Raw genomic sequence first — 12305 nt, forward strand, 5'->3', positions numbered from 1 at the left:
TCTCCTTTCAATCCACTCCTGCTTGGATGATTAATGTCTTGTTATATGTGTTCAGTTCCGCTTTCGCACCATGAGGCACCGCAATATTCGGCGAGCAATGGCCAATTTGGAAACCGCTCATAGTCGGTTTGTTGGCATCTTGTACATGCTGAGTGATGACCTCCCCTAGCGTCAAGGAAGCTTTTCCCTCATCTGGTACACAATTATGAAAATTTCCAATGACAATCCCCTCAGCATCCGCAAATTTCCCTGCCATTTTCAACTGATTAAGCATTCTGTCCACTTTGTATGGTTGTTCGTCAATATCTTCAAAGAAGAGGATCTTACCTTTGGTCTGCAACTCAAATGGAGTTCCAAGTGAACTTACAAGTAAGGTTAAATTTCCGCCAACCAGCTCGCCGGTTGCAACGCCCTCATTCATCACTTCAAGGGGGGAAAGTTCTTCTGAATACAAAATTTCGGTTGGTTCAAACAGCTGTTGAAAATACGCTTTTGATAGAGGGTGGATGCTATTGAGACCAATATCAGAGCTCAGCATCGGACCATGAAAGGAAGTTAATCCTGCCTGTTGGTAAAATGCCTGATGTAGAAAGGTAATGTCGCTGTAGCCCCAGAAAATTTTGGGGTTATTTTTTATAATGTCATAATCTATGTTGGAGGCGATCCTTGCCGTTCCAAACCCACCACACGCACAAAAAATAGCCTTTACTTCTTCATCTTGAAACATCGCATGCAGATCATCCAGCTTCTCCTCATCCTTTGAAGCAAGGTAACCGTATGGAGCATCCACGTACTTGCCCATCTTTATCTTCAATCCTAATTCTTCTTCCAAAAAAGGTAATGCAAGTGTCAATTTTTCTTGTTTCGGGGGGCTTGCAGGTGCGATGACTCCGACTGTGTCACCTTTTTTCAAACGTAGTGGCTTCATACTTCGCCACTCCTCTCCTGTATAGTTTCTATCAAACTATGTATATGTATGGTCATGACATATGAGTATGTATTCCCTATTTCAATGAAAAGGGTGTTCCATGAACACCCTTCTCCTCTAAAAATTTAGGTTTCGTTAAACACCGCTGTTGATTTCCGCACTAGGCTGCGCTTTCCTAGGGGCGTTTGGGGAGCCTCCTCGGAAAAGCGCCTGCGGGGTCTCCCCTAAACGCTATCTCCCTAAGGAGCCTTCGCCTATTGCTCCAATCAACAGCTAGGTTGCTGCAAAAATCAACAGTTTGCTTTAACAGAGCCAAAACTTATAACCTTTTATTCTTTATCTGCCCATTTCAGTTCGATGTATCCAACAGGATGGCGAACGATTCCTTTTACCGCTTCGTTTTGAAGATAAACATGGTTATAGAAATACAAGGGGATGATAGGCATCTCTTCAAACAGCACCTTTTCCGCTTCGTACATTAACTCAAATCGCTTAGCTTCGTCTGCCTCGTTTAGAGCTTTTTGAATAAGGTCATCATACTTGGAATTGGCCCAGCCCGTACGGTTCATAGAATGACCAGTCTGGAAATTCTCCAAGAAGTTGATTGGGTCCGCATAGTCAGCCAAGAAAGAGCTGCGGGAGAATTGGAATTCTAAGTTTTTTTGTGCATCAAGGAATACATTCCATTCCATGTTTGCAAGTTTCACATCTACTCCCAGGTTGTCTTTGAACATTTGTTGTAGTGTTTCAGCAATACGCTTATGCTCATCACTTGTGTTATAAGTCAATGTTACTTCTGGTAATGTTTCATATCCTTCTTCTTCCATTCCTTTTTTCAATAATGTTTTTGCCTCTTCTGCATTAAACGTTACAAGATCTCCGTTTGTCTCTCGGAAATCATTTCCCGATGGGTCACTGAAACCCTTTGCTACAAATCCTTTAGCTGGCTCTTCTTCTCTTTTTGTAATGTAGTCCACAACATCTTGTTGGTTCACTGCCATCGCAAATGCTTTACGAATGTTTGCGTTTTGGAAAGGCTCCTGTTCTACACCGAAACGGAAGAAGTAAGTTCCCGCTTGCTCCCCGACATTAACTTTCCCATCTTTAAATAACTGCTCACTCACATCTGCAGGAACTCCTGAAGTATCCAGGTCTCCTGTTTGGTACATTTGGTACTCGGTATTGGTATCATTCACCATTGCCCAGTGAACTTTATCAAGCTTCACTGCATCAGCATCCCAATATTGATCATTCTTAGCCATTACAAAATGACTTTCATGCTCCCACTCGGCAAGATTGAATGGACCATTTCCTACAAAAGAATCCGCTTCTGCAAACCACTGTGGATTTTCAGAAGCAACCTTCTCATTGATTGGGAAGAAGGCTGGATTTGTAATTACGCTTAAGAAATATGTTTGTGGTGCTACAAGTGTTACTTCTAATGTTTTTTCGTCAACCGCTTTTACCTTCACGTCGTCAACAGAGCCTTCGCCGTTGTTATACGCTTCTCCACCTTCAATAAAGTATCCCAGGAAGGCAGCAGGAGACGCTGTGTCAGGGTTTAGTAGACGTTTCCAGGCAAACTCAAAGTCTCCTGCAGTAACATCGTCCCCATTAGACCATTTTGCGTTTTCACGGATATAGAATGTATATGTTTTTCCATCTTCTGAAACATCCCATTTTTCTGCTGTAGCTTCCTGCGGGAGATGCTGGTCATTTAGGCGAGTCAGACCTTCCATCAAGTTGTTTAGTGCGTTCCAGGAATAAGAGTCAAAGCCGATTGGTGGGTCTAATGATGTTGGCTCCGATCCGTTGTTCAGACGAAGAACCTTTTCTCCTGTTTTGCTGTCGTTGTTGTTTGTGCCTTCGTTTGTGTCGGTGCCTGCGTTGTTGGTTGCTGTACATGCAGCTAAAACGAACACAAGCATTGCGGTCATTAATAATGCCATTACCTTTTTCATGTGTTACTCCCCCTTATTCATACTTAAATGTTTATGACACCGCTGTTGATTTCCGCACTAGGCTGCGCTTTCCTAGGGGTGCTGCTTGAGCCACCTCGGCTACGTCTGAAGCCACTGAAAAAGACTTTGATTTTGAAATTTTACTAACCACCGCTGTTGATTTCCGCAAATGGCTTCGCTTTCCTAGGGGCTGACGTGAGCCTCCTCGGCTTCGCCTGCGCGGTCTCCACCTAGCGCTACCTCCCTCAGGAATCTTCGCCCAGTGCTCCAATCAACAGCTATGATTCTATTTCACTATAAGTCTTACCTTATAGTTGAAATCACTGTTTTAACTGGTTTAGGAGCTCTTGGGTCTTGTAGCCAACAATCTACATGATGTTCCTCCGACAAGGTTGTATTTATCGGATATACTCGCTCACATACCTCCATCGCATGCTCGCACCTTGCTGCAAAAGCACAGCCTGTCGGTGGTGAAAATAAATCAGGTGGAGACCCTACAATAGGCACCAGTTCTTCATTTTCTAAATCGAGCCGAGGAACGGAGTTTAATAGACCTTTTGTATACGGATGTTCTCCTCTGTAGAAGATCTCTCTCCTATTTCCAGACTCCACAATCTTTCCTGCATACATGACAGCCACACGGTCTGCCACCTGTGCTACTACACCGAGGTCATGAGTGATAATAATGATGGAGACGCCTGTTTTCTTTTGGATATCTTTAAAAAGGGTTAGAATTTGAGCTTGGATTGTCACATCAAGTGCCGTTGTTGGTTCATCTGCAATCAATACTTCAGGTTGACAAACAAGGGACATTGCAATGACAATACGCTGCCTCATTCCTCCACTGAACTGATGGGGATATTGCTTTAGTCGTTCTACCGGACTAGGAATCCCGACTAGATTAAGCATTTCCACCGCCTGTTTTTTTGCTTCTGCTTTAGATACCTTCTTATGTTGTATGATCCCTTCCATAATCTGATCTCCAACCGTCAGGGTAGGATTCAATGCTGTCATCGGATCTTGGAAAATCATCGAGATATCCGCTCCACGAATTTTTCTCATCTCCGGTTCTGACACTTTCGTTAGGTCTTTTCCTTTAAAAAGAATGGAACCTTGCGTAATGCGGCCCGGTGGTTCAGGAATCAAACGCATAATACTTTGAGACGTTACACTTTTCCCACAGCCTGACTCCCCTACGATGGCAAGCGTCTCCCCTTTATGCAAGTCAAAAGTTACCCCGCGGACCGCCTTCACTTCGCCACCGTATGTTGTAAAAGCAACATGTAAGTCTTTTACTTGAAGTACTTTTTCCATGATGTCATTTACCTCCTCAGCTTTGGATCTAGTGCGTCTTGTAAACCGTCTCCAAGCACGTTAAACGCAAACATGGTCATGGAGATGAAGAATGCGGGGAAGAAAAGGCGCCACCAATGTCCTGAAATGATTGTTGGCAGTCCATCATTTGCCATTACACCCCAACTCGCATAAGGTGCACTCACACCTAATCCGAGAAAGCTCAAGAATGCTTCGGCGAAAATTGCTGCTGGTACTGTTAATGTCATCTGGACAATGATTGGTCCCATCGTATTTGGAAGAAGATTCTTTCTGATAATTCGAGATGTTTTCGTTCCAAATGTTTTAGAAGCAAGCACAAACTCATAATTCTTGATTTGCAATACTTGCCCCCTGACAATCCTCGCCATCCCAACCCAACCTGTCACCGTTAGAGCAATGATGATAGTCAGTAATCCAGGTCCCATCACAACCATAAGTAAAATGACAACCAACAGGTAAGGAAGTCCATAAAGCACTTCCACTACACGCATCATGGCGTTATCTGTCTTGCCGCCTTTGTAACCTGCAATTCCCCCATAAACCACTCCGATAATAAAATCAATTAACGCGGCCATTAAACCAACAAACAAGGAAATTCTGGCACCATACCAGGTACGGGTGAAAACATCTCTTCCCAGTTCATCTGTACCAAAAAGATGGGTGAAAGATGGTGGTTGATTTTGATTAGGCAGATTTGTTTCCGTCACACTGTATGGAGATAAAATTGGACCAAGGATGGCCATGATGGTCAAGAATACGAGAAAAACCAACCCTGCCATCGCCAGTTTATTTTGCAAAAGCCTTCGCCAAGCGTCTTGCCAGTAGGAAAGACTTGGCCGGACAACAGCCTCTGCTTCTTCCTTGTTTTTATCAACAGGTTTAAACCATTCATCCGGGACTCTGTTTTCCTGATTTTCTTGTAGTTTACGCTGCGCCATATTAGTTCCCCTCCTTTTTATGAAGCTTAATACGAGGGTCTAATATCCCGTAAGCTATATCTACAAGAAAAAGCATGATGATTAAAAACGCACTATAAAAAACGGTCGTTCCCATAATGACTGGATAGTCACGGGAGTTGATACTTTCCACGAAATATTTCCCCATGCCGGGAATGGCAAAGATTTTCTCAATCACAAATGTTCCTGTCAAAATCCCTGCTGCAAGAGTTCCCAAAATAGTGACAACCGGTAGCAGCGCATTTCGAAGCGCGTGCTTAAACACAATTTTTACAGGGGATAACCCTTTTGCTTTTGCAGTTCGTATGTAATCCTGTGTCAATACTTCCATCATGCTTGCTCTAGTCAATCTAGCAATAATTGCCATTGGACCGGTTGCAAGAGCTAAAGTCGGTAGGACCATATGCTTCCAGCTTGTCCAAGTGGCAGGTGGAAGCAAGCCCCATGTAACTGCAACTTGCTGTATGAGCAAGGTAGCAAGAACAAAATTGGGAATAGATATTCCGAACACTGCAAAGGTCATTCCCATGTAGTCAATGACACCATTTCGCTTAAGAGCAGCAATCACTCCCAGGAAAATACCTGAAACAACGGCAATAATTAAAGTAATCATCCCAAGCTCGAACGAAATTGGAAATCCTCGTCCCAACATGTCGTTTACTGTTTGGGACGGTTGTTTAATGGACGGACCGAAGTCCAATGTCACTAATGTCTTTAGATACATCGCGTATTGCACCGGTATCGGCTTGTCCAAATGATAGTGTGCTTCCAAGTTGCGTTGAACCACATCGCTTGTAGAGCGCTCTTCATTGAGTGGCGAACCCGGAATGGCATGCATCAAGAAGAATGTCAATGTGATGATGACCCATAAAGTTATGAGCATTGCTAGTAATCGCTTTGTTATAAAAGTTCCCATTCTCCCACTCACACTTTCTTTACTATAGGGTTTTATGTAATTTACTTAGAAGAATTCATCAACAGAATGTTGTTCGCATAGCCAATTCTGTCATGACAAGCATGGCCTGATAAGCTTCTTTTATATTTTTTGCCTGATATTTTACAATTGTTGTCCCAGGCTCTATTTCGGTTCCAGGCATAAGGTTTGCCCATTCTGCCTGTCCGTAGTTGGCAAATTCTATACGTAACGTTGGATGATCAGGCGGTACCAGGGGCTTTATATTATGTATGTCATCCAATGCCTTAGATGTTCGTTCTTTAATTAGTGCTCTTGCTTTCATGGGAGTCAGTGATTTCGCTGCAGAACGTGAAGCCGCTTCCTTGACAACTGCACAATGTATACCGGGGATAAGCCCTTCTGCTTCAAGGGCTGTTTGGTCATCCCCTGCCACCATGATGACCGGGACCCCATAATAACCAGCTACATAGGCATTAAAGCCAAATTCGCCAAGTTGCACGTTATTTATATACATATTTCTTACACCAAAAATCATGGAGTGTGTCATGACACCTTTCATTGAAGCTCTTGCATGATATCCTACAAAAATGGCAGCATCAAAGCTATCATCTAATCCTTGAACCATAGAAAATGGTTTCACATCACCTGTAATCAATTTCGTTTCAGGGTGAAGATCCTCAATCAGTATGTTATTCATTTTAGAATGACTGTCATTGACGACCACTTCCTTAAGGCCTTTTTCCAGAGCTGTTGTTACGACTGCATTTGCTTCCTGGGTCATTATCTTACGACCACGTTCATAGTTATGCAGCCTGGCATCGACATGGGTATGGTCTACTAGACCACTAATTCCTTCCATATCAACCGATATATATAAATTCATCCAATTACCTCCTTTCGTGTAACAATTTTCTTAATATTATAACAGTGGTATGTTTATGATTCAATCAAACTAGAAAAATATGAGTCTAATTATTCAGACTTTTTATACATATGCACTATAACCTTATAAAAACGAGTATGAACTTAGAAACATGTCATTTTTTTATTCAAATTTTTGTATGAAAATGCTAATATTCTTGATTTTAAACGTATTCTATTAAAAAAATTAGTATATTTTGGTATTTCATTTCATAAAAAAAGATCCAGATCGGAGTATATCTCCTTGTCTGGATCCTTCCATTCTTATTTATTTTAAGAGCTTCAACGATTCCCTTATAAAAGCAGGAATATCATCCGGATTTCTACTAGAAACCAACTGATCATGACATACGACCACTTCCTTGTCATGGAAATGAGCGCCTGCGTTTTGCAGATCAATTTTAATTGAAGTATATCCAGTGATGTCTCTTCCTTTAAGGGCTTCTGCCGTAATTAGTAATTGCGGTCCATGGCAAATAGCAAAAACCGGCTTTTGGTCATCCATAAATGCTTTGGTAAAGGTAACAAAGCGATCATCCGCTCTTAAAATGTCCGGTGAGAATCCTCCCGGGAGCAACAAGGCATCGAAATCTTCTGGACTGACATCATCAATTCCTGCGTCAGTCGTGACCTCCACTCCATCCGTTTTACCTTTAACGGTTTCTCCCTTGGATTTCTCAATAACTGTCAACTTGTGACCAGCCTCTTCAAAAGCTTTGGCAGGTTCTGTGTACTCTGAGTCTTCAAATTCATTGGTTAGTAATACTGCAATTTTTTTACTCATTATATAACGACTCCTTTTTGTTAGATTGCTCTGCTGCAAGGATGATTCGTTTTTGCAATATATTCAGAGCTACTTAGCTACATTAGATAAAGTACCCGCCAGCAATCAAACTAAACGTTTCCTTGCGCATCCGGCAAGAACTGCTGAAAAATGGAATCCTTCTGAATGGGATAAATCTCTTTACCTGCCACATCGTTAATAATTGTTTGGTTCCGGATGACTGCCAGACTTAAATTGGTAGCTGCTGTACCATGAGAATGGTCAAGATTGGTGGACATATATATATGATTCATTCTTTCTTTCTTCCAAACTAAGCGAAACTTCTTGTCTACTTTGAATTCCTTTTCACTTTCCCATTGGATTTCCTCTTTATTATTCCAAATCCACTTAGGGATGTGAGGTTTGTAACCTGTTGCGAGTACTACCTTATCTGCTTGCACCGTAAAATCTACTCCCTTCTCCCATTGATGGCAGGAGACGATTAAGGAGTTATCTTCCTCTTTAATAGCATGTACTTCTGTTAAGGGCTGTATGGTGATCTTTTTATCCCGCCCTTCAACTGAACGGTTGTACAGAAGGTCATAGATCATACTTAAAGTTTCTTTGTCCACCCCATTACGGACCGTATCCAATCTTGCCAGTGCTTCTTTTCGTTTTTCATAGGAAAGAGAATGGTAATATTGAACATAGTCTGGCGAGAATACCTCCTGTCCAAGCTTTGCACTTTCCAGCTGAGCAAAGGTGGAAGATCGAGTGTACCAAGTAAGAGAGTAGTTATGATGCTTTTGATCTGCAAGCAATTCATAGAAAACCTCTGCAGCACTTTGGCCAGATCCAACGATAATAACGGATGAGGAATCTTTAATCTCATTAACAGCTTGTAAATACTTACTTGTATGAACCAAATGTTCACTTTCTTCCATATTGTTTGGGATGAAAGGGACACTTCCTGTCCCAACTACAACATGCTTTGCAAAATACGTATCGACTTGAGATGTATCTGCGTTTTTTACCTCAACTTCATAAACATCCCCGTTGTTAGAGACCGCCACTACTTCTGAATGAAATTGGCAGTTTTGAAGTTGCTCTGAAACCCATTTTGCATAAAGATTATATTCTCTTCTAGGGATATCAAACCTACGATAGAAGAAAAATGGAAAAAGCCTGTTCTGGTTATGTACATAATTGAGGAAACTGTAAGGACTTGTCGGATCAGCAAAAGTAACCAAGTCCGCAATAAATGGAACTTGCAAATCAGACTGTTCAATAAGCATACCTGGATGCCAGTTGAAACACTCTTCTTTATCAAAAAAGATGGAAGAAAGATCAGGCTGCTTTTCTATTAATGCCGCCAACCCCAGATTAAAAGGTCCTATCCCTATTCCAATAAGGTCATATATTTTATTCATTGACATCAGTCTCCCCATTTTAACTAGAATGTCTTATTTATACCCTTTATTCCCAAAAATACTTCCTTTTAATATGGTAAAAGAAAAAAGGGACAGAGACTTAGTCTCTGTCCAATAATCCCGTGTACGAAAGGAGAAGGAAGCTGCACACGATATATTTTATGCATAAATCTATGAACTGCTTGGTCATCTATCTCTTATCAAACGCACATTTTTTATTGTGTTGGAAGGTCAATCGTGACAGTTGTCCCGTTTCCTTCTTTGCTTTCAAAACGAATATTACCTTGATGTTCTTCAATAATCTTTTTGGTTATTGTCAATCCGAGTCCCATTCCTTTTTCCTTGGAAGTGAAAAAAGGACTACCGATATTATCCATATTGGAAGACGAGATTCCAATCCCATCATCTTTCACTTGAATACTACTTCTTCCCTCTTCTGAATTTGTCAAACCGCTAATGGTTATAGTCCCTCCGCTAGGCATCGCTTCCATGGAGTTCTTAATTAAATTGATAAATACTTGTTTGAGATTATTCTTGTCCCCTCTTACCATCGTTTTAGGATCCAACTTTTCAATGGAAAAGGAAATGTTATAATTATTCGCTTCATTCTCCACTAAGTTGATTACATATTGGAGGACTTCTAGTATCGGAATAAGTGTTAGTTCCTTTGTTTGAGGTTTAGATAGAACAAGCAGCTCTGAGACAATATCATTTATTCTATCAATTTCAGATAGCACCATTTCCACATGCTTTTTGTTTGCATTTCCAGACCTTTGGATCAATTGAATAAACCCCTTAATTGAGGTTAACGGATTTTTTATTTCATGAGCAATACCCGCAGAAAGTTCACCAACCACGGATAGTTTCTCTTTTGTTACCAACAATTGTTCCGTTTTTTTCAGAGATGATATGTCTCTTCCTATCGTAACAAGTGCTTTTCTCCGCCCATCCGCATGAAACAACGGAACCTTAATCACATCAAATGTCTTCTGTTCCCCATCTGCAAGGCAGAACGATTCCTCATCCCGAGAAATCTTGCCTCCCTTCCAGGTCTGCTCGTCTGTTATCATACAATATTCAAAAGCTTCCAAAAAATGTGGAGAATAAGCCCCTAACTCTACATCCGTCTTTCCTTTGTAATCAACGTTTTGCAAATCATAAAGCTCTAGACCATATTCATTTGTTTGCAGCCATCTACCTTCACCGTCTTTGAAGCATACAAAGTCAGGCATATTGTCTATTAGAGTTGACAGCTCTTGTTCCTTTTGTTCAAGTTCCTTTAATGCCGCATGCTTTTTCAGAATCACATATAACAGTATCGTCGTGAAGAGTATAAAAAGCCAGCCTTTTAGAAGGTTAATATATTCTGAAATAACATAATGGTCGTTTTGCTTTAGTACGTATATCCAATAATCAGTCAGTCCAATCCATACAAATCCAAATAACAGATAAATTAAAGGTATAAACTTTAACCAATTTTTCTTCATAAAATACCTCTTATATCTTTAAAAATAGTTTCATTTCATTAAAATATTCTAATATTCATCTGATACTTTCATTATATCTTTTAACCTGAAATATAGATACAAAGTCCCACTTGGGAAAGTCAGATGAAAATTCATCGAATTATACCTAAAAGTCATTATACACTTTCCCGCACTGTTATTGCTAGTTACTTTCTCAGTATAGTTCTTTTTTCACATGTATTAGAAAAGTTTTAACCAGGAACCAGCTGGGTATATATTTGGTAAAACAAAGATTTATTGGGAGGAATTTATATGGAAGATAGAGATGTGAGAGTTGAAAAAAGAGAAACTAAAGAAGATCGCGGTTTAGTCGCTTCAACATTCATTAAATATACTGCCTACCTCATAATATTTTTTGGAATCATTTGGTTCATTATCAGTTATTTACTACCAATGTTCCAATAAGCAAACAAAGCCCAAGTCTTTGCGGACTTGGGCTTTGTTATATTTTCATAATTAAAGAATGGTTCCAGAAAACTGAGGCATTTGTAAAGGGATGGATTGAATCTTTTCACCGTCAATATCCACTGCCCACAGTTTGTAATTCGGTTTTCCTCTCAACCAACTCTGATCCTGAATAAATAACACCCTGTTTCTGTCACGGAAGAATACCGGCTCAGTGATTAAAGTACGAAAACTTGTAATAGGCTGAACTTCTTTCCCACTCACATTCATGGTGTACATTTCATAGATATACTCTGACTTTTCACGAGGATTTTCACTTGCAGCGGAAAACGCAATGATGTCACCAGTAGGAGAGAGTTTGCCGCTATAGATAATATTTGTTTTAAATTCAAAACTAGGATTTACATATTTCTTTTCCATTGTTTGAGTATCCATGATAATAAAGGAAGAATACAGGCCTTTTTCTTCCTCTTTTCCCCACTCTACATAGCCAAGTTTCGTTCCATCTTTTGTTAAAGAGAGACTTCGCTTTTTCAAGCTTTCATCATGAGTTAGTCTCTCCTTCTTGTCACCCTTTATTGAGATGGTATATAAGTCGATGTTAGTTGGCCCTTCCTCCATTTCATTGCCTTCTTGATATTTCTTTGCTGCTAAATAGAAGATGGATTGGTCATCTTGGGAAAAAATCGCATCTGTTATTAGTTCACCATCTTTTGAAAGGCGGACGAGATCACTACCATCACTATTCATAATGTAAAGTGATCTAGTTAATGTGTTATCACCTTTTTCTTGGGATAAAAAGAGGATCTTATCCCCCTTGGAAGAAAAACGAGGATGCACATGGCTTTCTTCCTGCCTTGGGTAGGTAAGTTGATTGACATTACTGCCATCAACATCTGCTTTATATAACGCTCCATCCCCGCTTTGAAAAAAAGGAAAAACGATCGATTGATCGTCAGGAGACAGGGCCACTGTCTCCCCGAATCCATTATCAATAGGAAGCCATGACCGGGTAAATCGTTCTGAAAAGAAATATAGAAGGACGGATATGATGATGACAAATCCTATGAGGGAGATGGTGAATAGCTTTAATGTTTGTTTTTTCATCGGTATCAGCCTCTTTCTCATTGATAGAATTAGTTGTTGGTAGTTTACCCTCAAATG

Annotated in this window: 11 protein-coding genes; 1 reads left to right on the top strand and 10 read right to left on the bottom strand. The window is 40.4% G+C overall.

Features of this window, described 5'->3' with window-relative positions; genetic code table 11:
• Window positions 1-7: 7 nt before the first annotated feature.
• From AAV98_RS07655 to AAV98_RS07695, 9 genes are all read right to left on the bottom strand, one after another.
• Window positions 8-928 carry a S66 peptidase family protein gene (locus AAV98_RS07655; protein WP_060664972.1) on the bottom strand — a complete coding sequence of 307 codons (921 nt, stop codon included), beginning with the start codon at window positions 926-928 and terminating at the stop codon, window positions 8-10.
• Window positions 929-1257: 329 nt separating this feature from the next.
• On the bottom strand, window positions 1258-2889 hold the full coding sequence (locus tag AAV98_RS07660; RefSeq protein ID WP_060664973.1) for a peptide ABC transporter substrate-binding protein: 1632 nt from the start codon (window positions 2887-2889) through the stop codon (window positions 1258-1260).
• A gap of 303 nt (window positions 2890-3192) precedes the next feature.
• Window positions 3193-4203 carry an ABC transporter ATP-binding protein gene (locus AAV98_RS07665; RefSeq protein WP_060664974.1) on the bottom strand — a complete coding sequence of 337 codons (1011 nt, stop codon included), beginning with the start codon at window positions 4201-4203 and terminating at the stop codon, window positions 3193-3195.
• A gap of 8 nt (window positions 4204-4211) precedes the next feature.
• Entirely contained in the window at window positions 4212-5162 is a 951-nt protein-coding gene (locus AAV98_RS07670) for an ABC transporter permease (RefSeq protein WP_060664975.1), read from the bottom strand.
• Between the two features lies 1 nt (window position 5163).
• Entirely contained in the window at window positions 5164-6096 is a 933-nt protein-coding gene (locus AAV98_RS07675) for an ABC transporter permease (RefSeq protein WP_060664976.1), read from the bottom strand.
• Between the two features lie 58 nt (window positions 6097-6154).
• Complete coding sequence (locus AAV98_RS07680) at window positions 6155-6979, bottom strand: M55 family metallopeptidase (RefSeq protein ID WP_060664977.1); 825 nt, start codon at window positions 6977-6979, stop codon at window positions 6155-6157.
• 306 nt (window positions 6980-7285) lie between these two features.
• Entirely contained in the window at window positions 7286-7801 is a 516-nt protein-coding gene (locus AAV98_RS07685) for a type 1 glutamine amidotransferase domain-containing protein (protein ID WP_060664978.1), read from the bottom strand.
• Window positions 7802-7911: 110 nt separating this feature from the next.
• On the bottom strand, window positions 7912-9210 hold the full coding sequence (locus tag AAV98_RS07690) for a lysine N(6)-hydroxylase/L-ornithine N(5)-oxygenase family protein (RefSeq protein WP_060664979.1): 1299 nt from the start codon (window positions 9208-9210) through the stop codon (window positions 7912-7914).
• A gap of 215 nt (window positions 9211-9425) precedes the next feature.
• Entirely contained in the window at window positions 9426-10697 is a 1272-nt protein-coding gene (locus tag AAV98_RS07695; protein ID WP_060664980.1) for an ATP-binding protein, read from the bottom strand.
• 291 nt (window positions 10698-10988) lie between these two features.
• Here AAV98_RS07695 and AAV98_RS20560 point away from each other — a divergent pair, with 291 nt between their 5' ends.
• Window positions 10989-11141, top strand: a complete 153-nt coding sequence (locus AAV98_RS20560; RefSeq protein ID WP_197284262.1) for a hypothetical protein — start codon at window positions 10989-10991, stop codon at window positions 11139-11141.
• A gap of 51 nt (window positions 11142-11192) precedes the next feature.
• On the opposite strand, the gene AAV98_RS07700 is transcribed toward AAV98_RS20560, so the two are convergent.
• A complete protein-coding gene (locus tag AAV98_RS07700; RefSeq protein ID WP_060664981.1) occupies window positions 11193-12248 on the bottom strand; it encodes a hypothetical protein in 1056 nt (351 codons plus the stop codon).
• Window positions 12249-12305 lie beyond the last annotated feature (57 nt).

This window comes from Bacillus sp. CHD6a, from assembly GCF_001293645.1.
Taxonomy (GTDB): domain Bacteria; phylum Bacillota; class Bacilli; order Bacillales; family Bacillaceae_I; genus Sutcliffiella_A.

Coding starts and splice junctions, on each gene's coding strand:
- AAV98_RS07655 (WP_060664972.1), bottom strand. CDS start 928: ATGAAGCCACTACGTTTGAAAAAAGGTGACACAGTCGGAGTCATCGCA.
- AAV98_RS07660 (WP_060664973.1), bottom strand. CDS start 2,889: ATGAAAAAGGTAATGGCATTATTAATGACCGCAATGCTTGTGTTCGTT.
- AAV98_RS07665 (WP_060664974.1), bottom strand. CDS start 4,203: ATGGAAAAAGTACTTCAAGTAAAAGACTTACATGTTGCTTTTACAACA.
- AAV98_RS07670 (WP_060664975.1), bottom strand. CDS start 5,162: ATGGCGCAGCGTAAACTACAAGAAAATCAGGAAAACAGAGTCCCGGAT.
- AAV98_RS07675 (WP_060664976.1), bottom strand. CDS start 6,096: ATGGGAACTTTTATAACAAAGCGATTACTAGCAATGCTCATAACTTTA.
- AAV98_RS07680 (WP_060664977.1), bottom strand. CDS start 6,979: ATGAATTTATATATATCGGTTGATATGGAAGGAATTAGTGGTCTAGTA.
- AAV98_RS07685 (WP_060664978.1), bottom strand. CDS start 7,801: ATGAGTAAAAAAATTGCAGTATTACTAACCAATGAATTTGAAGACTCA.
- AAV98_RS07690 (WP_060664979.1), bottom strand. CDS start 9,210: ATGAATAAAATATATGACCTTATTGGAATAGGGATAGGACCTTTTAAT.
- AAV98_RS07695 (WP_060664980.1), bottom strand. CDS start 10,697: ATGAAGAAAAATTGGTTAAAGTTTATACCTTTAATTTATCTGTTATTT.
- AAV98_RS20560 (WP_197284262.1), top strand. CDS start 10,989: ATGGAAGATAGAGATGTGAGAGTTGAAAAAAGAGAAACTAAAGAAGAT.
- AAV98_RS07700 (WP_060664981.1), bottom strand. CDS start 12,248: ATGAAAAAACAAACATTAAAGCTATTCACCATCTCCCTCATAGGATTT.